Source organism: uncultured Desulfovibrio sp. (assembly GCF_944327235.1).
Lineage (GTDB): Bacteria > Desulfobacterota > Desulfovibrionia > Desulfovibrionales > Desulfovibrionaceae > Desulfovibrio.
On the sequence record NZ_CALVHE010000035.1, the window covers coordinates 1 to 24,794 of the forward strand.

A 24,794-nucleotide genomic window follows, 5' to 3' on the forward strand; every position below is an offset into this window, starting at 1 on the left:
CAGGTTGCCTGTTCGCTGTCCTTCGGGACGATATCGCCTTCCAGATAGTGGCGGCCAAGGTCGTATTGCGCCGGGACCGAGTCCTGTTCGGCGGCCTCGCGCAGCCACCGGATGCACTGCTTATGCTCCTGCTCCCAGCACTGGAGGTGTTTGGCAAGCTCGATCTGCGCAGGGGCGTATCCCTGTTCGGCGGCCTTGCGATACCAGAAGAGGGCCTTCTTGACGTCCGGCGAACGCACCCGCTCCTCGCCTTTGTAGTAATACTCGCCGACCTGGTACTGCGCGCCGGCCTGTCCCTGATCGGCGGCCTTTTGATACCATGTCATGGCAAGGTCCTCGTTCCGTTCCACGCCCTTGCCGTGCTCGCAGCAGAGGCCGAAGCGGAACTGGGCCTCGGCCTGCCCCTTTTCGGCGGCCCTGTGGTACCATACGGCGGCCAGCTCGTCATTTGGCGGGGAACCCTCGCCCCTGCGGCAGCATTCGGCAAGGCGGAACATGGCCTCGACATCCCCCAGCTCGGCGGCCTCCAGCAGGACGGACACGGGCCGCGTGTCGAGCGGCGGGAAACGCTTGTGCAGCGCCCCGGTCAGGGAGCCTTGCCGCCTGTGTTCCTCGAACAGGGATGCCGCCTCGGCGTCTCCCAGCTCGGCGGCCTTGCGCAGCCGTTGGAGAGCCTGCGCCTCGTCCCGCGGCACGCCGGTCCCTTCGATATGACAGAGCGCCAGATGATAGTTCGCTCCGGCATGTCCCTGCCCGGCGGCCTTGCGGAACCAGTCCGCCGCCTGCGCGTCGTCCCGTTCCCGGCCCAGCCCGTAGCGGCAGCACAGCCCCATACGGACCTGTTCCGCCGCATCTCCCTGCATGGCCGCCGTGCGGCAGGCGGTCACGTCCGGGGATTCGGACTGCGGCGCATCGCCGCAGGCAAAGGGGAAGAGGCCGAGCAGACAGTCATGATCCGTCCGTGTGCCCTGAAGGGTCGTCTTGCGGCTCCAGACGACGGCCCGTCGTTCATCACGAGGGACGCCGCGCCCGAAACAATAGCAATAGCCGAGGGCATGTTGGGCCGCCGCAAGGTCCTGCTCGGCCGCCTTGCGCAGCCAGAGGAACGCCTGCGCGTCGTCCTGCGTCGTCCCGATGCCGTTGAAGCGGCAAAGCCCGAGATTGTACTGCGCCACGGCGTGTTCGCTCAGGGCGGACGATTCAAGGCAGCTCACGCCCAGCGGGGCATAGCGCGTGGTTCCAAGGCCGCGGATATGGCAGAGGCCGAGCTGGTTTTCCGCTCTGTTATCGAGGCCGCGCCGGGCGCTGCGGAACCATCTGACGGCCTGCGCCTCATCCCGTGCCACGCCCCGGCCGTGGAGGCAGCACAGGCCGTAATAATATTGTGAGGGCGTGTGGTTCTGTCTGGCGGCTCTGCGGAACCAGAGCGCGGCCTGGGCGTCGTCCCGCGGCACGCCGAGGCCGAAGGCATGGCAGAGGGCGAGGCGGAACCGTGCCTCATCGTAATGCAGGACGGCGGCTTTACGATACCAGACGACGGCCTGCGCAAGATCGCCGCTTTTCCAGCAGTCGTCTCCCTTGTCTTTCTTTTTTCGTACCAGAGCATAGTTATCCCATCTGGTCGGAAGGCTGGAGGCTTTTTTCGACCAGAATGCGTACTGATCCGCGTCCTCCGGTACGATCAGCCCGTACAGGAAGCATATCACAAGATAGGTCGCGGCTTCCTCGTTGCCCAGTTCGGCGGCCTTGCGGATCCAGGACATGCCCTGCGCGTCGTCCTCCGGCACGCCCAGACCGTCCAGATAACAGTAGCCGAGGCGAAACCGGGCCTCGGCATGACCCAGTGCGGCGGCCTTGCGGAAGCACTCGGCGGCCAGCGCATCATCCTGCGGCAGGCCCTCGCCCGTGGCGTATGCGAGACCACGCTGATAGATCGCTCTGGCGGAAGTGGTCTGCCCGCCTTCGTCCCACAAAAGGGTGGGCTGCGTGTCATGGAGGAGAGGCTGTCCGGCCTGCTCGCGGTGTGACATGATCAAACTCCTGGAGTTGGGGCGGGAGAGGGCGGATCGCTGTCGTCGGGGCCGGAGTTCGTGTCCCGCGCCTCTTCTTCCTGTTCGTATAACACATCGACTCCGTAGAGAGAAAGCGCCACTTGTGCTTCGAGATGTCCTTGCTCAGCGGCCTTGCGCAGCCATTTCTCGCCCAGCTCCTTCACAAAAAAGCGTAATGAGTCCTGAGCGTAGGGCCTGTTAACACTATTCGTTGCCTGTTTGGGGGGAAGGGAAACCCCTCGCTCTGCTGTCGATGTCCGTAAGGCTCCTGCGTCGCCTAACGGACACGGCCTGCGGCCGCCCGTTGGGTCGCTGCCAGCGCGGGAGCGGATTGCTCTGCTGTCGATGCCCGTAAGGCTCCTTTGTCACCTAACGGGCAGGTCGCTCCCTTCCCCCCAAGCCCCCCATCCCTTCCCCAGCGCGCTTTTACCGGGGGAAGAGTCAAAGACACGAGACACTCTCGTCCCAAAAGCAAGCGGTGTGTATATAGCCTGTTTTGATTATCTGTTGAAATTATTTGCAAAATTTGTTTTGGCAGGCCCTAGTCGGCAAGCGCCTCCCGCGCTTCCTTGTGTCCCTGCTCGGCGGCCTTGCGGAACCAGAAAGCGGCCTGCGCGTCGTCCTGCGGCACGCCGATTCCCGCCTCGTAGCAACGAGCGACTTTGTACTGGGCACCGGGATGTCCCTGCACGGCGGCCTTGCGGAACCAGTGAGCGGCCTGCGTATGGTCCTGCGGCACGCCGGCGCCATAATCATAGCACTGGCCGAGATTGAACTGCGCCGAGGCATCTCCCTGTTCGGCGGCCTTGCGGATCCACTGGGCGCCCTGCACGGGATCCTGCGGCACGCCCTGTCCGGTCAAGCAGCAGTTCCCAAGGATGTTTTGCGCCCCGGCATGACCCTGTTCGGCGGCCTTACGCCACCAGAAAGCGGCCTGCTCCTTGTCCTGCGGTACGCCACATCCGCTGGAGCAGCGGTCCCCAAGAACGTATTGCGCCCCGGCATGTCCCTGCTCGGCGGCCTTGCGGTACCAGAAGACAGCCTGCGCATCGTCCTGCGGCACGCCGTAGCCTTCATCATGGCAAAAGCCGAGAGCGTACTGCGCCAGGGGATGTCCCTGTTCGGCGGCCTTGCGATACCAGTACGCGGCCTGCGTGATGTCCTGCGGCACGCCATCCTCCCCTGTGCGCCAGCAGTCCCCATAAAGTATCTGGGCTTCGGCATCCCCCTGTTCAGCCGCCTGACGGATGTCCTCCACGGTCTGCGGGGCCGTCGTCAGGGGCTGCTTGTCCCGCACCTGAGAATCTGTCGGCGTATCCTCCTTGAGAGAGCCCCCGGCTTCGGCATCCCCCCGCGCGTCGGCTGTGGGCAGACACCCGAGGATCTGCGCCCTGAAGTTCCCCTGTTCGGCCGCCTGACGCAGCCAGTACGCCGCCTGCGCCTCATCCTGCGGCGTCCCCCTGCCGCTGCGGAGACATTCGGCAAGGCTGGTCTGGGCTCCGGCGTGTCCCTGTTCGGCGGCTTTGCGGAACCAGTACACGGCCTGCGCGTCGTCCTGCGGCAGCACACCGAGGCCATCCTTGTAGGAAGAGCCGAGAGCGTACTGCGCCGCTGCATGTCCCTGTTCGGCGGCCATGCGGAACCAGTACGCGGCCCGCGAGTCGTCCTGCGGCACGCCGAAGCCGTTTTTATAGCAACAGCCGAGAGCGTACTGCGCCTCGTCGTATCCCTGTGCGGCGGCCTTGCGGAACCAGTGCTCAGCCTGCGCGGCATCCTGCGGCACGCCTTCCCCTTTGCGGCAGGACTCCGCATAGCGGAACTGGGCTTCGGCATGGCCTTGTTCGGCGGCCTTGCGCAGCAAGTCGGCAGCCGTTTCCGCATTTTTTTCCACGCCTTCGCCGGAAAGATAGCGAAGGCCGAGGCAGAATTGCGCGTCGGCGTCTTCCTGCTCGGCGGCCTTGCGGGAGCATCCCGTATCCTGTGCGGGATCCTGCGGTACGTCCTGTTCGTTGGGGCAGCGGAGTTCAAGACGGTTCTGCGCCTCAACGCATCCCTGTTCAGCGGCCGTGTTGAGCCAGAGGTGGGCCTGTGCGTCGTCCTGCGGCACGCCGACTCCCTCCTCATAGCAAAGAGCGAGTTTGTACTGGGCCTCGGGATGCCCCTGCTCGGCGGACTTGCGGTACCAGAGGGCAGCCTGCGTGCCGTCTTGCGTCGTACCGGCGCCATAATTATAGCACTGGCCGAGATTGTACTGCGCCGAGGCGTCTCCCTGCTTGGCGGCCTTGCTGAACCATTCCACGGCCTGCGCCTTGTCCTGCGGTACTCCCTGTCCGTAGAGATAGCGGAGTCCAAGACTGTTTTGCGCCGCGGCGTCTCCCTGTTCGGCGGCCTTGCGGAACCATGTCGCGGCCTGCTCAAAGTCCTGCGGCACGCCTTCTCCCTTGCGGCAGCATTCCGCATAGGCGAACTGCGCCTCGGAGTTGCCCTGTTCGGCAGCCTTGAGATACCAGGCGGCGGCCTGCGCGTCGTCCTGCGGCACGCCCAGTCCGCGGCAATAACGGTTGGCAAGGCGGTACTGGGCTTCGGCGTGGCCCTGTTCGGCGGCCTTGCGATACCAGGCGGCGGCCTGCGTATCGTCTTCCGGCACGCCGCGGCCCAGGTCATGGCAACAGCCGAGATTGAATTGCGCCCCGGCATGTCCCTGCTCGGCGGCCTTGCTGAACCAGGCTACGGCCTGCGCATGATCCTGCGCCAGGCCCCGCCCGAAGAAGTAGCAGCGGCCAAGATCGTTTTGCGCATCAGCGTATCCCTGCTCGGCGGCCTTGCGATACCAGACGGCGGCCTGCGTATCGTCCTGCGGCACACCGTCGCCCATGCGGCAGCATTCCGCATAGCGGTACTGGGCCTCGGCATCGCCCTGTTCAGCGGCCTTGCGTAGGGCGTCGCGCCCCTGTGCCGCCTCTTTCGGCTGATCGCCGCCTTCCTCCCGACAGGAGAGACCGAGGAACTCCTGCGCCTCGGCGTCGCCCTGTTCAGCGGCTTTGCGGTACCATTGGGTGGCCCGCGCCTCGCTCCGCGACACGCCCAGCCCGCGATGATAGCAGTCGCCAAGGCAGCACTGCGCCTGGACGTGTCCCTGTTTGGCGGCCTTGCGGAACCATTGGACAGCCTGCGCGTCGTCTTGCGGCACGCCGATCCCTTCCTTGCAGCAAAGGCCGAGCGCATATTGCGCCTCGGCGTATCCCTGTTCGGCGGCCTTGTTGAACCATTGGACAGCCTGCGCGGCGTCCTGAGGCACGCCGACCCCCTCCTTGCAGCAAAGTCCGAGCTGGTACAGCGCCTCCATGTCTCCCTGTTCGGCGGCCTTGTTGAACCATTGGACAGCCTGCGCGGCGTCCTGAGGCAGGCCGCGTCCCTCCTTGCGGCAGAGCCCGAGGGCGCACTGCGCCTGAGCGTGTCCCTGCTCGGCGGCCTTGCTGAACCACTGGACGGCCTGCGCGTCGTCTTGCGAAACGCCGATCCCCTCCTTGCAGCAAAGACCGAACTGGTACTGCGCCTGGATATGCCCCTGTTCAGCGGCCTTGCTGAACCATTGGGCAGCCTGCTCGTCGTCCTTCGGTACGCCGTTCCCCTTGCGTAAACGTTCCGCATAGCGGAACTGGGCATCGACGTCCCCGGCCTCGGCGGCATCACGCAATGGTCTGATGACGACGAGCATCACCAATAAGGTTTTGATGAAGAGGGCCAGAAGCAGCAGGATGAGCAGCGGCAACATGATGATGCGCAGGAGCGCGCGGAAAATCGCCATGTGGAGGACCTCCCTGTGGGCTGGATGCGGGTACGGACGACGGACGCCGGAAGCGGCGGGCAGCCATTTTGGATGTCTTGGGGGGATTCGCCACTGTTGTCAAGGGAAGTGAGGCAGTCAGCCTTCCATCCGGCGTCGGACGTGGAAAAGGTCGGCCGCTTGCTGCTGCGGCCCCTCGGCGGTGGGGACTTTAGAGCATTTTCAGTTTGAAACGCGTTGCGTTTCAAACCATACGGCCTGTCGTTTCGCGGAAAAAGCGCGGTTTTTCCGCTTGGTTTGGGCCGGTCCGCAGCTTGCCCCGCCGAGAAGACAGGCACGGGACAAACGGGCACAGCTTCCTCACAAGAGAGGAGGGCGGCAAAAACGACGGCCGGGAAAGATCCCTGAGGATCCGCCCCGGCCATTTTCGTGCCCTGCCGTCATCCGTCCCCTCGCGCGGGCATGTCCGCATCCGGTCAGGGCCTGCTGATGCCCGACATTGCCCGTTCGGAGGAGAGGACTTCCTCTCAAATGCCCTGTGTGCCGTGTCGCGATGGGGAGCCGGGCAGATCATTCTGGCGGAAAAAGGAAAAGGGACTTGCGGCATTTGCCGTAAGTCCCTTTGTCTGGCTTACTGGTCGGGATGAAAGGATTTGAACCTTCGACCCCTTGAACCCCATTCAAGTGCGCTCCCAGACTGCGCTACATCCCGACGAAGGAGATAACTACGCAAAAGGACCGGAAAGGTCAACACTTTTTTTGCGTAGCAGGGAATTTTTTTGTATTTTGGTGTAATGTGCTTATTTTTTTGATTTTCTCATTTCAGGGCGTTTCCGCCAGGCAGCGGCGATCTGGCGGGCGGTGGCAAAGTCGTAACATTGCTCGGCCAGCCGGGCCGTATGCAGGATGTGCGCGTCCGAAAGCAGGCCGCGCGGCAGGGCCTCCAGCAGGAGGGGATAGAGCTCCAGTTCGACGCCCAGCGCGCCGAAGGTTTCGAACAGGAACGACAGGGCCGGTCCGGACGGGGCGCGATCCCAGGCCAGCAGAGCCAGTTCGGCGGCCCCTTCCGGCAGGGTGTAGCCCTTGGGCGTCAGGAAGCCCGCGTAGCCGTGATGGCCCAGCGCCTGCGCGCAGTAGGCCAGCTGCAGGGGCAGGATGTCCTCGACGGGATGTCCGGCCGGGACGGGCCGGGCGAGGGCCGCGGCCAGACGGGCATCCGTGCGGCCGAGCAGGGACAGGATCTGGCGGCAATCCGCCGTGTGGCGACAGGCTTCATGCAGCTGCGCCAGCCGGAGCAGGGTCGTGCCGCGCAGGTCCTCGACGGCTCCGGGCCCGGGGGGGGGGAGGCTGTGGGCCAGTTCGCAGGCCCGCATGAAGGTCCGCTGCGCTTCCACGGCCTTGCCGCGGCGCGCCTGCCGCAGGCCGAGGTGGAGCTGCGCCCTGACGGCCACCGCATCCGTTCCCTGCGCCAGACGGGCAAGGCTCGTCATATAGGGGCCTACGCTGCCGCCGTAACGGATGGTCAGCGCGTGTCCGGCCAGCGCAAGTCCCAGTTCCGCGCGACGGCGCACATCGTCGGGGAGATCGGCGGGCGGCGTGAGCACGGTGGAAGGCGCCTGCAGGAGGCGCAGCAGCTCGGCGGCCCGCTGCGTATCGGCATGGCGCTCCCGGCAGACGATCTGCGCCGCCGCCGCCATGTCCGCGCAGCGCCGCGGATGGGCGCAAGCCGCCGTGAGTTGTTCCCGCAGATCGTGCGGCGCATAGGCAAGGTAGTGCTCGCCTTCGACGAGCAGACTGTCCAGACCGGGGGAGAGCCGTTCGGTAAAGGGGAGGGCCCCGGCGGCAAGGGACTGGAAGATGCGCAGCGTCACGCCCGGGAACAGGTTCTCGTTGAGGCTCAGGGCCGCCGTCGCCAGTCTGTCCTGCGCCTCGGCAAAGGACAGACCGTCCAGACAGGTCAGGGGCGTCTGTTCCTGGATACGGGCGATGACGTTGGCCCGCTTGCGGCGGAGCTGGTTGCGCGTGCCGATGAAGAGCATCCCTTCCTTCACGGGCTGCGGCGGGCGGAACCAGTCATGGCGCGCGCAGAGCGGGAGCCAGTGCGCCGTATGCCCAAGGGCGGCCAGGCGGGGCAGGACGGTCTGCTGATCGACGCAGAGCACGGAGAACAGCGGCAGGAGCGGTTCCAGCCAATACAGATTGATGGGGGCGTCGATGCACCAGCCCACCAGCGGCAGCGGGCAGTCGGTCAGATCCGGCGGCAGGACGAGGCGGCTCCAGAGCTCCATCAGGAGACAATCGGCCCGCCAGCCGTCCGGCCCGCAGACCTCATCCATGCTCTGGCGCAGGGAGACGCCGGGCCGCAGCGACAGCGGGCGCACGTCATGTCCCGCGGTCCGCAGGCCGTGGGCAAGGAAGTTGCCGTAGTACAGGATATTCATGCACACAGCATAGCGGCAAGCCCGGCACGAGGGCAAGGAGGCCGCGGCATGTGACACTTGTCGCATAAAAGGGACAAGATCCACTGAGATAAAATTTATCCGTCATGAAAGCGGAAAATGCCTTTTGGATGTCTTCATGATCTGTGAAAAATGTGAAACCATATTTCATGTAAATTTTTTTGCAATATGTGTTTCCATCAAAAAGAACACTTTTTTGATTTGAAAAAAATGTAATCTCCGCTTTCTATACGGGAAATGTGCGTGCTTTTCCCGTAAACGACATGCAATATCCATATAATAAATCTGCATCTCATCTTGTTGACATGCATTACCAGATATTTATGAGGAACAAAAAATTTGTGAATTAAATTTCATGAACAAAAGAAGGTGTTTGCGTAATCAAACTACGTTGACACATATATATGGCGGGCGTACGTTCGCAGTACCCTGGCCAAAGGGTTCGTTCCCCCGTCAGCGGGGCGGGCCGACGGTGCTGGACCGGCCGGCCGCCAAGTTCAAGAGGATTTTTGAGGAGAAACGTTGAATGGCTCTGTTCACCCGTGAAGATGCGTTGGCGTACCACCGGGCCCCGCGCCCCGGTAAGCTGGAGGTCATCCCGACCAAGCCTTGTGAAAATCAGTTGGATCTCTCGCTGGCCTATTCGCCGGGCGTGGCGGAAGCCTGTCTTGCCATCAAGGATGATCCCGCCTGCGCCGCCGAATACACCGGCCGGGCCAATCTGGTGGCCGTGGTGAGCAACGGCACGGCCGTGCTGGGCCTGGGCAACATCGGCCCGCTGGCCGGCAAGCCCGTCATGGAAGGCAAGGGCGTCCTCTTCAAGAATTTCGCTGACGTGGACGTGTACGACATCGACCTTGCCACCACGGACAGCGACGAGCTCATCAATGTGGTGAAGTGCCTGGAACCGACCTTCGGCGGCATCAACCTTGAGGACATCAAGGCCCCGGAATGCTTCTACATCGAAGAGAAGCTCAAGGCCGCCATGCAGATCCCCGTCTTCCACGACGACCAGCACGGCACGGCCATCATCTCCGGGGCGGCCCTCATCAACGCCTGCGAGATCACCGACCGCAAGGTGGAAGACCTCAAGGTCGTGGTGGTGGGCGCCGGGGCCGCGGGCATCGCCTGCGCCCGCTTCTATGTGCTCATGGGCGTGAAACGGGAAAACATCTTCATGTTCGACTCGCGCGGGCTCATCTATAAAGGACGCGACGGGCTCAACCAGTACAAGGAAGAATTCGCCCAGGCGGAAAACCACGGCGACCTCGCCGCCTGCCTCAAGGGGGCGGACGTCTTCCTCGGTCTGTCCAAGAAAGGACTGGTGAGCAAGGACATGGTGCGTTCCATGGCGGACTCGCCCATCATCTTCGCCATGGCCAATCCCGACCCCGAGATCACCTACGAAGACGCCAAGGACGCCTGCCCCACGGCCATCATGGGCACCGGGCGCTCCGACTATCCCAACCAGATCAACAACGTTTCCGGCTTCCCCTACATCTTCCGCGGCGCTCTGGATGTGGGCGCCCGCGTCATCAACGAGGAAATGAAGCTGGCCGCCGCGCGCGCTCTGGCCGCGCTGGCCAAGGAGCCCGTCCCCGCGGAGATGCTCACGGCCTACGGCGTGCAGGAGCTTTCCTACGGGCGGGACTATGTGATCCCCAAGCCGCTCGACCCCCGCATCCTGACCACGGTGACGCCGGCGGTGGCCCAGGCCGCCATGGACAGCGGCGTGGCCACCCGTCCCATCGCGGACATGAAGGCCTATGCCGACCAGCTCAGGAAGCGCATCGATGCGGCGCATGCCCGCATTCGCCCCTTTGTGAAGCAACTGGCGGAGCAGGGCGGCAAGTAGCCGTTCCTGCCGGGCCGCTCCTCTCCGCGGGAGGGGAGCGGTACCGCCCCTCTCATGGCGCATGAAACCGTGGTCTTCGGGCCACGGGAGGCTGTTTTCACCCTCTTAACCGCGAGGAGCCCCCATGAAACGTCTTTTTGTTCTGGCTGCCGTGCTGGCGGGAATCGTGCTGCTTTCCTGTCATGACAGTCTGGCGGCCCCGTCCATGGAAATCAAACTGCCGGAAGACCCCACCAAGGCCTACATCACCCTCGGCATCCTCTTTGTGGCCGCGGTCATGTTCTTCACCGAGGTCGTGCCGCTGCCCATCACGGCCCTGCTCGTGCCGGTGGCGCTTTCCATCTGCAACGTCATCCCGTCCAAGACGGCCTTCGGCTATTTCGGCGATCCCACGGTGGTGCTGTTCATGGCCATGTTCATCGTGGGCGAAGCGACCTTCATCACGGGCTTTGCCGACAAGGTGGGCAACTTTGCCGTGCGCGCCGCCAAGGGCAATCCGGTCAAGCTGCTTGTCTACATCATGACGGCCATCGGCCTGCTGTCCACGGTGCTCTCCAACACCGGCACCACGGTGGTGGCCGTTCCCATGGTTCTTGGCATCTGCATGTCCGCGCGGCTCGCGCCGGGCAAGCTGCTCATGCCCGTGGCCTTCGCCTCTTCGCTCGGCGGTACCGTGACCCTCGTGGGCACGCCGCCCAACGGCATCGTCAACTCCATGCTGGAACAGATGGGCGTGCAGCCCTTCGGCTTTTTCGAATTCGGCCTCATCGGCATCCCGTTGCTCGTTGCGGGTCTGGTCTATTTCGGTCTCATCGGCCACCGCCTGTTGCCGGACAGCCGTATCCTGGATGACGAATCGCTGGATCAGACCGTGGAAAAGCGGCGCACGGAAAAGATGTGGTTGTGTATTGGAATCTTTGGCTTTGTCGTTTTCATGATGGCCTCCGAAGTCATGAACCTGACCACCGCCGCCGTGCTGGGCGCCTGCCTCATGGTCATCACCCGCTGCATGACCATGCGTGAAGCCTTCCGCAGCGTGGACTGGACGACCATCTTCCTCTTTGCCGGCATGCTCTCCATGTCCGCCGCCATGGACAAGTCCGGCGCCGCCGCCATCGTGGCCAATGCCGTGGTGAGCCGTGTCTCCGATCCGTGGGTGCTCATGCTGGTCTGCTGCGCGCTGACCGCCATCGTGACCAACTTCATGTCCAACACCGCCACGGCGGCCCTCATGGCTCCGCTGGCCCTGCCCATTGCCTCGGCCTCCGGCATCTCGCCCCTGCCCATCGTCATGGGCATCGCCATGGCCGCCTCGTCCTGCTTCCTGACGCCCATCGCCACCCCGCCCAACACCATTGTGCTTGGCCCGGGCGGCTACAAGTTCGTAGACTACATCAAGGCCGGCTGGCCGCTGCAGGTCATCGCGCTGCTCATGTGCTGGCTGCTCATCCCCATGATCTGGCCCTTCCATCCCTAGTCTTCGCTGGGGAAGTGGACTAGCATCGCAAGAAAGGGAGAGAATTTATGAAAGAGATTCATGTGACAGATATCAGCGCCGCCGTGACTCGCCTGTGCGTGGACGCCTGCTGTCGCCTGCCCGCCGATGTGCGCGCGGCCTTTGCCGAGCGGCAACGGACGGAACCCTCCCCGGTGGGCCGGGACATCCTCGGTCAGCTCATGCAGAATGCCGATATCGCCGCCGACGAGATGATGCCCATCTGTCAGGATACGGGCCTTGCCGTGGTCTTTGCCGATGTGGGGCAGGAAGTGCACATCATCGGCGGGGACTTTGCCGAAGCGGTCAACGAAGGCGTGCGCCGCGGCTATGTGGACGGCTACCTGCGCAAGTCCAGCGTGGCGGAACCGCTCTTCGAGCGCAAGAACACCGGCGACAACACCCCGGCGGTGCTCCATGTGCGGCTCGTGCCCGGCGACGGCCTGCGTCTGCGCCTCGCGCCCAAGGGGGCCGGATCGGAAAACAAGAGCGTGGTGAAGATGCTCGTGCCCGCCGACGGCATCGAGGGCGTGCGCAAGGTGGTGCTGGACGCCGTGCTGGCGGCCGGCCCCAATTCCTGCCCGCCCATGGTGGTGGGCGTGGGCCTGGGCGGCACTATGGAGCTGGCGGCCCTCTGCGCCAAGCGCGCCGCCGCCCGCGACCTGGCCTCGCGCAATGCCGACCCCCGCTACGCCGCCTTCGAGGACGAGCTGCTCACGCTCATCAACAGGACCGGCATCGGCCCGCAGGGGCTCGGCGGCCGCACCACAGCCCTCAAGGTGCATGTTGAATGGGCGCCGACCCATATCGCCTCCCTGCCGGTGGCGGTCAACATCAACTGTCACGCGGCGCGACACGCCGAAGTGCTGCTTTAGGAGGCCCGCGCATGAGCGACGATGTCAAGCGCATACGTGCGCCTTTCGATGAAGCCACGGCCCGCTCCCTGCGGGCCGGGGACAGGGTGCTCATCTCCGGCACCATCCTCGCCGCCCGCGACGCGGCCCACAAGCGCCTCACCGAGGCGCTGGCCCGCGGCGAGAAACTGCCGGTGGATCTGCGGGGGCAGGTGGTCTACTATGTGGGGCCAAGCCCGGCCAGTCCGGGCCATGTCATCGGCTCCGCCGGACCAACGACCTCCGGCCGCATGGACGCCTATACCCCCACGCTCATCGAGCAGGGGCTGCGCGGCATGATCGGCAAGGGCTACCGCAAGCCGGAAGTGGTGGAGGCCATGAAGGCCCACGGCGTGCCCTATCTGGCGGCCGTGGGCGGGGCCGGGGCGCTCATCGCCCGCAGCATCCGCAAATATGACGTGCTGGCCTATGAGGACCTTGGCCCGGAAGCCGTGGCCGCGCTGGAAGTGGAGGACTTTCCGGCCATCGTGGTTATCGACAGCACGGGCAACAACTATTATGAAACAGGGCAGGCCCCCTACAAAGAACTGTAGGGCCTGTGGAGCGCCTCGCCGCAGGGGCGGGGCAAGCATCTTGAACAAGAGGAGTTGACATGACGGATCGTAACGTACCGGATGCCCGGCGCAACCGCCTGGATTTCTGGCAAGCCGCGTCGGGAGCACTGCTGGCGCTCTTCGTCTGCGTGCATCTGCTGCTCGAAGGCACCGTGGTGCTGAGCGCCTCGCTGACCAACGGCATCGCCTGGCTGCTGGAAGCGACCTATGTGGCGCAGATCTCCGCCCCCATCATCGTGCTGCTGGTGGTGTTCCATTTCTATATCGCCGCGCGCAAAATGCCCTTCCGCGCCAATGAGCTGGGCATTTTCGTCAAGCACAGCCGCACCCTGCGCGAGCCGGACACCTGTCTCTGGCTGGTGCAGGTCTTCACGGCCATCGTCATCCTGCTGGGCGTGTTCTTCCACGTCTACACGGTGATGATCGACCTGCCCATTTCGGTGGCCCGCAGCGCGGAACGCATGACCTCCGGCTGGCTGCCCTTCTATGTGATCTTCCTGCCCTGCGTGGTGCTGCATACGGGCATCGGCATCTATCGTCTGGCGGTCAAGTACGGCTACTGCACGCGCGCGACCCGTCAGGTCTGGCGCAAGCGCATCTGGATTGTGATGGCCTGTTATCTCGTGCTGGGCTTTCTGGCCATGACGCGCGTCTGGTTCCACGGATAGGGGGGTATTATGCGGATCTATCAATCTGACGTTCTGTGCATGGGTGCCGGTCTTGCCGGCGAGCGCGTGGCGGTGGAGGCGGCGCAGGCCGGCTTCAGCGTCATCTGCCTCAGCGTCGTGCCTCCCAAGCGTTCCCATTCCTCGGCGGCCATGGGCGGCATGCAGGCCGCGCTGGGCAACTCCATCATGGGCGACGGCGACTGCCCGGAAATCCATTTCAATGATACGGTCAAGGGTTCGGACTGGGGCTGTGACCAGGAAGTGGCGCGCATCTTCGCCAATACCGCCCCCATCGCCATGCGGGAAATGGCCTTCCTCGGCGTGCCGTGGAGCCGCGTCGTGCCCGGTGAGCACACCTACTACAAGGGCGGCAAACCCTTCCAGGCCACGGAAAAGGCCGAGAACGAGGGCCTCATCCACTCCCGCGCCTTCGGCGGCACGGCCAAATGGCGCACCTGCTACACCTCCGACGGTACCGGCCACGCCGTGCTCTTCACGCTGGACAACCGTCTGCTCCAGCTGGGCGTGACCATGCACGACCGAACGCAGGCCGAGGCCCTCATCCATGACGGCCAGACCTGCATGGGCTGCATCGCCCGCGACCTGCGCACCGGCGAACTGGTGGCCTATCTGGCCAAGGCGACCCTCATCGCCACCGGCGGTTACGGTCGCATCTACCGCGCCACCACCAACGCCATCATCTGCGACGGCGGCGGCCAGATCACGGCCCTCAACACCGGCGTGGTGCCGCTGGGCAACATGGAGGCCGTGCAGTTCCATCCCACGGGCACAGTGCCAACGGACATTCTGGTGACCGAAGGCTGCCGCGGCGACGGCGGCACCCTGCTGGACGTCAACGAATATCGCTTCATGCCCGACTACGAGCCGGAAAAGGCCGAGCTGGCCTCCCGCGACGTGGTGTCCCGCCGCATGACCGAACACATGCGCAAGGGCTTCGGCGTGCCCAGCCCCTACGGCGAGCACCTCTGGCTGGACATCCGCCATCTGGGCGAGAAGCACATCAAGACCAATCTGCGCGAAGTGTACGACATCTCCACCCACTTCCTCGGTGTGGACCCCGTGCATCAGCTCATCCCCGTGCGTCCCACCCAGCACTACAGCATGGGCGGCGTGCGCATCAACAAGGACGGCCACGCCTACGGCCTCAAGGGCCTGTTCGCGGCGGGCGAAGCGGCCTGCTGGGATATGCACGGCTTCAACCGTCTGGGCGGCAACTCGCTGGCCGAGACCGTGGTGTCCGGCCGGGTCATCGGTCAGAAGCTGGTGGAGTTCCTGCAGGGCTACGAGACGACCTTCTCCACGCAGGCCACCAACGAGGCGGCCCTGCAGGTGCAGGACCGCATCAACCAGCTCAAGCGCGGCAGCGGCGACAACTGCTACGTGCTGCGTAACGCCATGCAGGACATCATGATGGAGCATGTGGGCATCTTCCGTAACGGCAAGGATCTGGAAGCGGGCGTGGTCAAGCTCCAGGAACTGCTGGAACGCTGCAAGAACATGCGCCTCGAAGGCAACCAGCCCGGCCCCAATGCGGAGATGTCCATGGCCCTGCGCGTGCCCGGCATGATCAAGCTGGCGCTCTGCACGGCCTACGGCGCGCTCATGCGGACGGAGAGCCGCGGCGCCCATGCCCGCGAAGACTACCCCGAACGCAACGACAAGGATTGGCTGGTGCGCACCCTTGCCTACTGGAAGGAAGGGGCGGACCTGCCCACGCTGGAATACGAGCGGGCGACCCCGTGGTTCATCCTGCCCCCCGGCGACCGCGGCTACGGCGGCGGCAAGATCATCCAGGGCGACATGACCAATGAAAAGGTCATCGGCTACGACCAACAGGCCTAAGGGAGACGAACAATGGGACGCATTCTGACCTTTGAGATATTCCGCTACAACCCGCTGGATCCCCGGTCCATGCCGCACATGCAGACCTTCACCCTGGAGGAGCAGCGCAGCATGACGCTCTTCGTGGCGCTGAACCAGATCCGCGAACATCAGGACGCCACCCTGCAGTTCGACTTCTGCTGCCGGGCGGGCATCTGCGGCTCCTGCGGCATGGTCATCAACGGACGGCCCGGTCTGGCCTGCCATACCCAGACCAGCGACCTGCCGGAACGCATCACCCTGCATCCGCTGCCGGTGTTCAAACTGCTGGGCGACCTCTCCGTGGATACGGGCACCTGGTTCCGCAACGTGGGCAAGAAGATCGAGTCCTGGCTGCATACCAACAAGACCTTCGATCCCACCGCGCAGGAAGAGCGCATGGACAACGAGCTGGCCACCCAGATCTTCGAGCTGGACCGCTGCATCGAATGCGGCTGCTGTGTGGCCGCCTGCGGCACGGCGCTCATGCGCAAGGACTTCATCGGCGCCACCTCCATCAACCGCATGGCGCGCTTCTACATCGACCCGCGCGACCAGCGCACGCCCAAGGACTTCTATGATCTCATCGGGGACGACAACGGCGTGTTCGGCTGCATGGGGCTGCTGGCCTGCGACGACATCTGCCCCAAGCAGATCCCGCTGCAGGACCAGCTGGGCATCATGCGCCGCATGGTGAGCATCGAGTCCGTACGCGGCTGGCTGCCGGAAGGCATCCGCAAGCGTCTGAGCGGCGGCTGCGGCTGCGGCCAGCACAAGTAGGTGTTAGAGCATTTTGCCTTTGAAAAAGGCAAAATGCGAGGCGGCGGCACAGCGCCGCCCGGCCGAAAGTGAGCGGAAAAACCACGGTTTTTCCGCGAAACGCCAGGCCGTATGGTTTGAATCGCAAAGCGTTTCAAACTGAAAATGCTCTAGAACGTTCGTACCATCACAGGCCGGGGCAAGGCCCCGGCCAGACGACGGCGCGCCGAGCTGCCGTCGGAAGGAGCCTTGCCATGCTTATCAAACAGTGGATGACGCACGAAGTGGTTTCCGTCCTGCCGGACACCTCGCTGCTCAAGTGCAAGAGCCTGCTGCGCGACATGAACATCAGCCACCTGCCCGTGGTGGACAAGCAGGGCCATGTGGTCGGCCTGCTCTGCGACGACGACATCAAGGAGTTCTCGCCGCAGCACACCACCGGTCTGGAAGTTCTGGAACTGCTCGACATCCTTGCGGAAACTCCGGCCAAGCAGATCATGGTCGTGGCCCCGCACACCATCCATATCGACGAGACGGTGGAGAATGCCGCCATCCTCATGGATGAGAAGCGCGTGAACTGTCTGCCGGTGGTGGACAGCAACGACAAGCTCGTGGGCATCGTCACGGAATCGGACATCTTCAAGACCTTCATCAGCATCACCGGCTCCCGTACCGAGAGCGTGCAGATGGCGTTCGTGCTGGAAAACAAGCCGGGCACGCTGCGCGCCATCCTTGACCGCCTCAAGGAGGCGCAGGCTCGCGTGGTGACGGTGCTGTCCAACATCCGGGACGACGGCCGTCGCGGCGTCACCCTGCGTTTCCGGGGCGAGGAGCGCGCCGTGGAGGACGAGCTCATCAAGGAATTCTGCGCACAGGGGACCGTGCAGTACTGGGGACGCGGCCACGAGATCCATATCGTGGGCGACAACAACATCTAACGCGAGACACGCACGCATACCGCCTGCGGCGCGTGCTGACCGCCGGGCGGCAAGCGCCGGGAAGCGCCGGGCGCGAGCGTATCCGTACGCCGTGACCTCTCCTTCCCGCCTTGCCGCCCAGAACGTCAGCCGTGGAGCAGGCGTTTTTTTTTAGAGCATTTTCAGATTGAAATGCTTCGCGTTTCAAACCATACGGCCTGTCATTTCGCGGAAAAAGCGCGGTTTTTCCGCTTGGTTTGAGCCGGACGGCGCTGTGCCGCCGCCTCGCATGTTGCCTTTTTCAAAGGCAGAAGGCTCTAGGACCTGTCAACACTATTCGCTGTCTGTTTGGGGGGAAGGGGAACCCCTCGCTCTGCTGTCGATGCCCGTAAGGCTCCTTTGTCGCCTAACGGGCACGGCCCTGCGGGCCGCCTTCCGGTCGCGCTCTGCTGTCGATGCCCGTAAGGCTCCTGCGTCGCCTGTTTGGGGGGAAGGGGAACCCCTCCGCCGGCGCGGGAGGTGTTCCCCTTCCCCCCCAAGCCCCCCATCCCTTCCCCAGCGCGCTTTTACCGAGGGAAGCGTCAGGGACACGAACCACCCCGCCCCAACGGCAAGTGGAACGTGTACGTCTTATTTGTCTTATTGTTTGAAATTATTTGTAAAAACGGTGCTGTCAGGCCCTGACACGTCAAGCGATACAGGGACCTTGCGGACACCGACGGAAAGCGTGTTCTCCCCTTCCCCCAGACAAGCGCGGGGTAGGGTGTCAGCAGGCCCTGACCGACGTCCAGACACGGGCACGCGGGGACGCAGGTCCACCGCGAAGGACGAGGATCGCCCTTTTCCCGTGCATCCGCCTCCGCTCCCCTGTTGTCGTTTTTTTTTGTTACAATGGCATAACTTTTGAAAAATAATGACGATATTCCAAGAGTAAGATGTCTAACTGATTTGGCTGTCCCGCAAAGGTGTCCGGCGTGTCCATCAAATTGAAATTCTTTCTGGGCTTTCTGGCCTGCATCCTGCTGTCCATCGCGTCCATAAGTGGCGTGGCTCTCCAAAAGATCCTCAGCGTGAGTGAAAGCTCTGTCGAAAACGCGGCAGCCAAGCAGCTTGAGCTGGCGGACAAATATGTGCGCAACATGTTTGCGGGCAATCTGAGCAAGATGTGCTTTCTGGCGCAGTCTCCGGCGGTGCTGGAATGCGGTAGTTCCTTCCCCACGCCGGAAGCAACGCGCACAGCCGGCAAATACGACGTTGCGTCCCTGCCGTCGGACGCGCAGGCGCTCATTGCGGAGCTGGCGCGCATGAAGGCGGCTTCGCCGCAGATCAGCAAGATATTCATCGGTTACGGCGACGGACGTTTTGCCAGCAGCGCGCCGGAGACCGCCGTGCCCGGCTATGATCCCACCACGCGCGGCTGGTTCACGGATGTGCTTTCCGGCGGCGAGGCAAGCCATGTCGGGGACGCCTATACCTCAGTCAGCGGGGAGGTCATGGTGTCCGTCAGCGTCCGGGCGGACGGCAAGACTCCGCAGGGGGAAACGGCGGTCGTGGCGGCGGACATCAGTCTGGCGACGCTCAACGATCTGCTGGCCGGCATGTCCTTCGGCCGTACGGGGCGTTATTTCCTCATGGACAGCGCAGGACGCATCCTGTCCTCGCCGGGGAGCCCCAAGGCCGTGAACAGGAACATCAGCGAAGAGGCTCCCTACATGCAGCCCCTGCATAAGAAGGGCAGCGGCAATGCCGTCCTGACGCACCAGGGCAAGGAGTCCCTCGTTTCCATGACCACGACGGTCAACGGCTGGCGTATCGCGTCCGTCGTGGAGATGGCCGAGGTGCAGGAGTCGGCCGACGCCGCTGTCAAACTGATCCTCATGGTCAGCCTCGCGCTGCTGGTGGTGCTGCTCATCGGCGCGGTGCTGATCTCGCGCTCGGTCTGCAATCCGCTGGAGCGCATCATGCGGGCGACGCGGGACATCGCGCAGGGCAAGCTGGACGGACTGCCGGAAGAACGGCAGTTTTCCGGCGAGCTGTTGGCGCTGTATCGCAACCTCATGGATATGGTGCATCAGCTTCTGGACTGGCACGAAAAGGCCCGCGCCGAAACGGCGGAAGCGCAGCGTCTGGCCGCTGAGGCCGGAGAAGCGCGCAAGCGGGCCGTGGAGGCCAGCCGCAAGGCCGAACTTGCGCGGCGCGAAGGGATGCTTGCCGCCGCCGCGCAGCTGGAGCAGGTGGTCTCCGTCATCAGTACCGCCTCGGACGAGCTGGCGCACAATGTGGAAGCCTCCAGCCGGAGCGCGTCGCACTCCGCTGACCGTCTGGCCGAATCCGCCACAGCCATGAACGAGATGAACGCCACCGTGCAGGAAGTGGCCCGCAACGCCGCCGAGGCTTCCCGCATGTCCTCGGATACGCGGGGCGAGGCCCTGCGCGGGGCGGAGATCGTCGATCAGGCTCTGCGGAGCATCCGGCAGATGCGGCAGGGAACGCTTTCCCTCAAGGAGAGCATGTCGCTGCTCAACACCCACACGGAAGCGGTCAGCCAGATCATGGGCGTCATCTCCGACATCGCGGACCAGACCAATCTGCTGGCGCTCAACGCGGCCATCGAGGCCGCCCGCGCCGGTGAGGCCGGACGCGGTTTTGCCGTGGTGGCCGATGAAGTGCGCAAGCTGGCGGAAAAGACCATGGCCTCCACCGGCGATGTGGCCAAGGCCATCCACGCCATACAGGGCAGCGTGGAACAGAGCATCGCCGCCGTGGATGAGGCTGTCGTGCAGACGGAACAGGCGAGCGATTTTGCCAATCAGTCCGGCGAGGCGCTGCAGCGTATCGTCAAGGATTGCGAGACCACGGCGGACGAGGTGCGCAGCATCGCCACCGCCAGCGAGGAACAGTCGGCGGCCAGCGAAGAGATCAACCGCTCCATCAGCGAGGTCAATGCCGATTCGGCCCACACCGCGCAGATCATGGCGGATGCGGCGCAGGTGGTGGCCCGCCTCAACGGACAGACAGCCACACTGAGCCGTCTTATCGAGGATTTCAAGCACGCGTAGCCCTGCGCGAAATAAGCGGAACGCCGACTGTCGAGGATCGACCGTCGGCGTTTTTTTATGGCCATGACCAGCGGAGTGACCGAAAATGGAGCGGGAAGCGCCCGTCAGGGCGTATCAACATTATTCACTGCCTGTTTTGTGAGAAAGGGGATACCTTCCGCGTGAGGCGCGACCGAAAGGCGCCCCGCAGGGCCGCGCTCGTTGCGGCGGAGGACGCTACGAGCATCGACAGCGGAGCGAGGGGGCCCCTTCCCCACAATTCCTCCGCTGGAGCATTTTCAGTTTGAAACGCTTTGCCCTGTCGTCTGTCTTGACAGGGCGACACAAAGTATTATGCTCATTTGTGCAAAACAAGAATGTCGTCCGCCGGAGGAAGAATGCCGCGTCCGCGTCACTGCCGCTATGTCAGCGCCCGCCCGAGCGTAACCTATTTCAAGCCGCGGGGCATTCCCCTGACGGCGCTGGAGGAGGCCTGCCTGAGCGTGGAAGGGCTGGAAGCCCTGCGGCTGGCGGACATGGAAGGCTTGACGGCCATCGAGGCCGCCCGGCACATGCGTGTTTCCCGCCACAGCTTCGGCCGCACGCTGGCGGCGGCCCGGCGCACGGTGGCGACAGCCCTTTGTCGTGGACAGGCTCTGCGCATCGAGGGCGGAACCTATGCCGTGGCGGCGTCCTGCCCGTCCGCGGCGGACAAGGAGAAAGAGCAGATGCAGAAGATAGCCGTTTCCAGTGAAGGCCCGACGCTCGATGATGCGGTGGACCCGCGCTTCGGTCGGGCGGGGGGCTTCGTGGTGGTCGATCTGCCGGATATGACCATCAGCTATATCGACAATGGCGCCTCCCAGACCATGAGCATGGGGGCAGGCATCGAGACCGCCGAACGAGTGGCCCGCGCCGGTGTGGAGGTCGTCCTGAGCGGCTATGTGGGGCCCAAGGCATTTGAGGCGCTCACAGCGGCGGGCATCAAGGTCTGTCAGAACGTGGAAGGCATCAGCGTGGGGGAAGCCGTGGAGCGTTTCCGCAAGGGCGAATACCCCTATGCCGATGCGCCCAACAAGTAGCGGAGGGCGTATGCGGATCGCCATCGCCAGCGGCAAGGGCGGAGCGGGCAAGACCTGCGTCACGGCTTCGCTGGCCGCCGTATGGGACAGGCCCCTCATGGCCGTGGACGCGGATGTGGAAGCGCCCAACCTCCATCTCTTCCTGCGGCCGCAGCTGACGGAGGAGCGCACGGCCTGGCTGGACGTGCCGCAGCTGTCGCCGGAGAAATGTCTGCATTGCGAGAAATGCCGGGACATCTGCTCATATAAGGCCATCGCGTCCTTTGTGGGCCGCATCAGCATCTTCCCGGACATGTGTCATGGCTGCAACGGCTGTTTCGCCGTCTGCCCGTCCGGGGCGTTGACGCGCGGCAAACGCGAGCTGGGCCGTATCCTCAACGGCAGCGCGCTGGACGGCAGGGTCGGTTTCCTCATGGGGCGTACCCGCATCGGGGAATCCATGACGCCGCCTCTGCTGCGGCAGGAACAGGCCCGCCTGACGGAACTGCTGGCCGAACGGGACGCCACGGCGGAGCCGGACGTGCTCGTGGACGCGCCTCCCGGAGTGAGTTGTCCGGCCGTCACCGTGGCGCGGGAAGCGGACATGCTCCTGCTGGTGGCGGATCCCTCGCCGTTCGGCTTCCATGATTTCCGTCTGGCGCATCAGGCGTTCGTGCCGCTGCACAAGCCGGTCTGCGTAGTGACCAACCGGTCCGGCGCACAGGGCAATGCCGAAGGGGACGCCGCCGTGCGCGCCTATTGCCGTGAGCAGGGCCTGCCGCATCTGGGAGAATTGCCCTTTGACCGGGCGGCGGCCGAGCAGTACGCCCGCGGGGGCCTCGTGGCGGAACTTTCCGCTGACTGGCGGCAGCGCTTCGAGCGTCTGCGCGACGCCTTGCGTCAGGCCGCCTCTGCGGGAAAGGAGAGCTGCCATGCGTGAGATCGTCATCATCAGCGGCAAGGGGGGCACCGGCAAGACGACCGTCTGCGCGGCCTTTGCCCATCTGGCCGAAAACAAGATCATCTGCGACCTGGATGTGGACGCGCCAGACCTGCACATCCTGCTGGACCCGCACAAGCAGCGCACGGAGGCCTTCCGTTCCGGTCTTGCCGCAAGCATAGATCCGCAAAAATGCGTCCGCTGCGGTCGCTGCGCCGAGCTCTGCGCCTTCGAGGCCGTGCGGGCGACGGCGGAGGGCGGCTATGCCGTGGATGCGCTCCGCTGCGAAGGCTGCGGCGTCTGCGCCGCCCTGTGCCCGCATCAGGCCATCGACACGGCGGAAAATCACTGCGGGGACTGGTATGTGAGCGACAGCCGTTTCGGTCTCATGGTCCACGCCCAGCTCTTCCCCGGACAGGAGAATTCCGGCCGTCTCGTCAGTCTGCTCAAGGCCGAGGCCCGGCGACTGGCCAAGGAGCAGGGGAGGGAGACCATCCTGTGTGATGGCTCGCCGGGCGTCGGCTGTCCGGTCATCGCCTCGCTGTCCGGGGCGCAGCTTGCCGTGGGCGTGGTGGAGCCTACCCCATCCGGACGGCACGATTTCGGCCGGATCGCGGACCTGTGCCGCCATTTCCGCATCCCGCTGGCCGTCATCATCAACAAGGCGGATCTCAATACGGAAGAAAGCGCCGCCATCGCCGCCCAATGCGCGGCGGACGGGCATACCCTGCTCGGCACGCTTCCCTTTGATCCGCTGGCGACTGAGGTCATGGTCCGGCGACAGGCCCTGACCGAAAGCGACAATCCCCTGGGCAATCGCCTGAAGGACATGTGGTCGGCCCTTCAGGATCTGCGCGTGAGCCGCTAGGCCATGCGTCCACGACCAGAAAACGGAGATCTTGTCATGAGTTATCTGCTTGCCGTTCCGTCCGGCCTGCCGGGCGGTCTCGATGCGCCGATGGGTATGCACTTCGGTCACTGCGACATCTATACGCTGGTGGAAGTGGAAGGCGATGCCATCGTGTCCGTCACCACTCTTGAGAACGTGCCTCACCAGCAGGGCGGCTGCCTGGCTCCGGTGCAGCATCTGGCGTCCCACAACGTGACCAAACTGCTGGCCGGCGGCATGGGGATGCGTCCGCTCATGGCCTTCCAGCAGGTCGGCGTGGAAGTGTACTATGCCGGTCAGCAGCCCACGGTGGGCAGTGCCGTCAAGGCTTTCCTGGAAGGGAAACTGCCGCCGTTCTCCACGGACTTCACCTGCGGTGGCGGCGGCCATCATTAGAGCGGATTCGCATTGGAATCGTGTCCAATCTCAATGCTGACGCTGCCCTCACACTACGGAAAAAGCGTGGTTTTTCCGTGTGTTCGGTTGCGTGTAGTCGCTCTCGCGGCTACCAGAGCAATCCACATCTTCAATGTGGAATTGCTCTAGAGCATCTTCCGTGTGAAACGCTTGGCGTTCCACACCATACGGCCTGTCGTTCCACGGAAAATGCCGTTTTTCCGCGTGGCTTGGGCCGGGCGGCACTGTGCTTCCGCCGCGCTTTGCCCTTTCAATGGCAAATGCTCCACGCGACAGCGGAAGCGCAGCGCCGCATCCGTCGCAGGCGGGCCGCGGAGCTACCGGTGGGGGCAGGCGTCAACGACCCTGTTTGAGGAGCATCACTATGGATATTCTGTGCGTCACAGGGCGCGCGCCCGTCTGGGAAGCGCTACGCCCGGTCTTTGCCGCCCACGGGGCGAAGCTGCAACTGCTGCCGTCGCTGGAGGCGGCGTTGGCTGTCATCGCCGCCACGCAGCCCGCGCTGTGCATCCTCGATCTGGAAATGCCGGAGGCCGAGCTGCGTGGGGCGGTCATCAAGGTGCTTGGCCTCAATGCCGCCGTGCACACGGCTGCGGTCACTTCGCTCGATGCGGCGGCCTTCCATGACCGTATGGAGGGGCTTGGTATGCTCATGGGCCTGCCGCTCGCGCCCGCGGCGGCGGACATCGAGCGTCTGCTGGAGGCCTTGCGGGCCGTATCCGCCTGAACTGCTCATCCGCCGTTGCCCCGTGCCGCGCTCGGGGCTGATATGACACCCACAAAAAAAGCGGTCGTCCATGCAGGACGACCGCTTTTTTTGTCATGAGTGAGAAGAGGATCTACTGCCAGAGCGGCTGGCCGCAGGCCTTGAGGAAAGCGTTGATGGCTTCCTTGCCGCCCATGCCGTCAGCCACCTTGGGCCACACGCGCTGCAGGGCCGCTTCCTTCCACTTTTCTTCGTCGGTGAGCCGGACGATCTGGAGGCCCTTGGCCACCAGTTCACGCTTGGCGATTTCGGACATGGTGGAATGGTACTTGAGGGATTCCTCCTGCGCGTACTTGCCGGCGTCCACCACGATCTTCTGGAGTTCGGGCGGCATCTTGGCGTA

Annotated in this window: 17 protein-coding genes, 1 tRNA gene and 1 pseudogene; 14 read left to right on the top strand and 5 right to left on the bottom strand. The window is 64.2% G+C overall.

Going from position 1 to position 24,794, the window contains the following annotated elements; all coding sequences use genetic code 11:
- The 4 genes from Q0K00_RS06605 to Q0K00_RS06620 form a co-directional block, all read right to left on the bottom strand.
- Positions 1 to 2,030, bottom strand: a 2,030-nt coding sequence (locus Q0K00_RS06605; RefSeq protein WP_297228179.1) for a tetratricopeptide repeat protein, incomplete at its 3' end; no start/stop codon positions are given.
- Positions 2,031 to 2,592: 562 nt separating this feature from the next.
- On the bottom strand, positions 2,593 to 5,859 hold the full coding sequence (locus Q0K00_RS06610) for an SEL1-like repeat protein (protein WP_297228180.1): 3,267 nt from the start codon (positions 5,857 to 5,859) through the stop codon (positions 2,593 to 2,595).
- Between the two features lie 614 nt (positions 5,860 to 6,473).
- Positions 6,474 to 6,550: transfer RNA gene (locus tag Q0K00_RS06615), tRNA-Pro, on the bottom strand.
- Positions 6,551 to 6,638: 88 nt separating this feature from the next.
- The gene (locus Q0K00_RS06620) at positions 6,639 to 8,279 is read right to left on the bottom strand and encodes a glycosyltransferase (protein WP_297228181.1); all 1,641 of its coding nucleotides are present in this window, start codon (positions 8,277 to 8,279) and stop codon (positions 6,639 to 6,641) included.
- 544 nt (positions 8,280 to 8,823) lie between these two features.
- Here Q0K00_RS06620 and Q0K00_RS06625 point away from each other — a divergent pair.
- The 14 genes from Q0K00_RS06625 (at position 8,824) to Q0K00_RS06690 (ending at position 24,412) form a co-directional block, all read left to right on the top strand.
- On the top strand, positions 8,824 to 10,152 hold the full coding sequence (locus Q0K00_RS06625; protein ID WP_297228182.1) for a malic enzyme-like NAD(P)-binding protein: 1,329 nt from the start codon (positions 8,824 to 8,826) through the stop codon (positions 10,150 to 10,152).
- Positions 10,153 to 10,276: 124 nt separating this feature from the next.
- Positions 10,277 to 11,629, top strand: a complete 1,353-nt coding sequence (locus tag Q0K00_RS06630; protein ID WP_297228183.1) for an SLC13 family permease — start codon at positions 10,277 to 10,279, stop codon at positions 11,627 to 11,629.
- 47 nt (positions 11,630 to 11,676) lie between these two features.
- Positions 11,677 to 12,522: a fumarate hydratase gene (locus Q0K00_RS06635; RefSeq protein WP_297228184.1), complete on the top strand. Its 846-nt coding sequence runs from the start codon at positions 11,677 to 11,679 to the stop codon at positions 12,520 to 12,522.
- An 11-nt stretch (positions 12,523 to 12,533) separates the two neighbouring features.
- Positions 12,534 to 13,094, top strand: coding sequence for a Fe-S-containing hydro-lyase (locus Q0K00_RS06640; protein ID WP_297228185.1), 561 nt, complete (start codon positions 12,534 to 12,536; stop codon positions 13,092 to 13,094).
- 59 nt (positions 13,095 to 13,153) lie between these two features.
- Positions 13,154 to 13,783 (top strand): succinate dehydrogenase/fumarate reductase transmembrane subunit, encoded by a 630-nt coding sequence (locus Q0K00_RS06645; protein WP_297228186.1) that lies wholly within the window; start codon positions 13,154 to 13,156, stop codon positions 13,781 to 13,783.
- 9 nt (positions 13,784 to 13,792) lie between these two features.
- Positions 13,793 to 15,646 (top strand): fumarate reductase flavoprotein subunit, encoded by a 1,854-nt coding sequence (locus Q0K00_RS06650; protein ID WP_297228187.1) that lies wholly within the window; start codon positions 13,793 to 13,795, stop codon positions 15,644 to 15,646.
- A 12-nt stretch (positions 15,647 to 15,658) separates the two neighbouring features.
- On the top strand, positions 15,659 to 16,444 hold the full coding sequence (locus tag Q0K00_RS06655; protein WP_297228188.1) for a fumarate reductase iron-sulfur subunit: 786 nt from the start codon (positions 15,659 to 15,661) through the stop codon (positions 16,442 to 16,444).
- 233 nt (positions 16,445 to 16,677) lie between these two features.
- Positions 16,678 to 17,361 (top strand): CBS and ACT domain-containing protein, encoded by a 684-nt coding sequence (locus Q0K00_RS06660; protein ID WP_297228189.1) that lies wholly within the window; start codon positions 16,678 to 16,680, stop codon positions 17,359 to 17,361.
- 953 nt (positions 17,362 to 18,314) lie between these two features.
- Positions 18,315 to 20,399: a methyl-accepting chemotaxis protein gene (locus tag Q0K00_RS06665; protein ID WP_297228190.1), complete on the top strand. Its 2,085-nt coding sequence runs from the start codon at positions 18,315 to 18,317 to the stop codon at positions 20,397 to 20,399.
- 377 nt (positions 20,400 to 20,776) lie between these two features.
- A complete protein-coding gene (locus Q0K00_RS06670; protein ID WP_297228191.1) occupies positions 20,777 to 21,460 on the top strand; it encodes a DUF134 domain-containing protein in 684 nt (227 codons plus the stop codon).
- Positions 21,461 to 21,470: 10 nt separating this feature from the next.
- Positions 21,471 to 22,379: an ATP-binding protein gene (locus Q0K00_RS06675; protein WP_297228192.1), complete on the top strand. Its 909-nt coding sequence runs from the start codon at positions 21,471 to 21,473 to the stop codon at positions 22,377 to 22,379.
- A complete protein-coding gene (locus Q0K00_RS06680; protein WP_297228193.1) occupies positions 22,372 to 23,247 on the top strand; it encodes an ATP-binding protein in 876 nt (291 codons plus the stop codon). The genes Q0K00_RS06675 and Q0K00_RS06680 overlap by 8 nt, the downstream gene beginning before the upstream one ends.
- Before the next feature lie 36 nt (positions 23,248 to 23,283).
- Positions 23,284 to 23,664, top strand: coding sequence for a NifB/NifX family molybdenum-iron cluster-binding protein (locus Q0K00_RS06685; protein ID WP_297228194.1), 381 nt, complete (start codon positions 23,284 to 23,286; stop codon positions 23,662 to 23,664).
- A 385-nt stretch (positions 23,665 to 24,049) separates the two neighbouring features.
- Positions 24,050 to 24,412 carry a hypothetical protein gene (locus Q0K00_RS06690; protein WP_297228195.1) on the top strand — a complete coding sequence of 121 codons (363 nt, stop codon included), beginning with the start codon at positions 24,050 to 24,052 and terminating at the stop codon, positions 24,410 to 24,412.
- A 112-nt stretch (positions 24,413 to 24,524) separates the two neighbouring features.
- Here the strand turns inward: Q0K00_RS06690 and Q0K00_RS06695 are convergent.
- Positions 24,525 to 24,794, bottom strand: a pseudogene (locus Q0K00_RS06695) (C4-dicarboxylate ABC transporter substrate-binding protein); the annotation flags it as partial.

Bases quoted from the DNA above. Each gene is read 5' to 3' on its own strand.
- Q0K00_RS06660 (WP_297228189.1), top strand. From the start codon at position 16,678: ATGCTTATCAAACAGTGGATGACGCACGAAGTGGTTTCCGTCCTGCCG.
- Q0K00_RS06635 (WP_297228184.1), top strand. From the start codon at position 11,677: ATGAAAGAGATTCATGTGACAGATATCAGCGCCGCCGTGACTCGCCTG.
- Q0K00_RS06670 (WP_297228191.1), top strand. From the start codon at position 20,777: ATGCCGCGTCCGCGTCACTGCCGCTATGTCAGCGCCCGCCCGAGCGTA.
- Q0K00_RS06610 (WP_297228180.1), bottom strand. From the start codon at position 5,859: ATGGCGATTTTCCGCGCGCTCCTGCGCATCATCATGTTGCCGCTGCTC.
- Q0K00_RS06650 (WP_297228187.1), top strand. From the start codon at position 13,793: ATGCGGATCTATCAATCTGACGTTCTGTGCATGGGTGCCGGTCTTGCC.
- Q0K00_RS06630 (WP_297228183.1), top strand. From the start codon at position 10,277: ATGAAACGTCTTTTTGTTCTGGCTGCCGTGCTGGCGGGAATCGTGCTG.
- Q0K00_RS06690 (WP_297228195.1), top strand. From the start codon at position 24,050: ATGGATATTCTGTGCGTCACAGGGCGCGCGCCCGTCTGGGAAGCGCTA.
- Q0K00_RS06620 (WP_297228181.1), bottom strand. From the start codon at position 8,279: ATGAATATCCTGTACTACGGCAACTTCCTTGCCCACGGCCTGCGGACC.
- Q0K00_RS06685 (WP_297228194.1), top strand. From the start codon at position 23,284: ATGAGTTATCTGCTTGCCGTTCCGTCCGGCCTGCCGGGCGGTCTCGAT.
- Q0K00_RS06655 (WP_297228188.1), top strand. From the start codon at position 15,659: ATGGGACGCATTCTGACCTTTGAGATATTCCGCTACAACCCGCTGGAT.
- Q0K00_RS06640 (WP_297228185.1), top strand. From the start codon at position 12,534: ATGAGCGACGATGTCAAGCGCATACGTGCGCCTTTCGATGAAGCCACG.
- Q0K00_RS06625 (WP_297228182.1), top strand. From the start codon at position 8,824: ATGGCTCTGTTCACCCGTGAAGATGCGTTGGCGTACCACCGGGCCCCG.
- Q0K00_RS06645 (WP_297228186.1), top strand. From the start codon at position 13,154: ATGACGGATCGTAACGTACCGGATGCCCGGCGCAACCGCCTGGATTTC.
- Q0K00_RS06680 (WP_297228193.1), top strand. From the start codon at position 22,372: ATGCGTGAGATCGTCATCATCAGCGGCAAGGGGGGCACCGGCAAGACG.
- Q0K00_RS06675 (WP_297228192.1), top strand. From the start codon at position 21,471: ATGCGGATCGCCATCGCCAGCGGCAAGGGCGGAGCGGGCAAGACCTGC.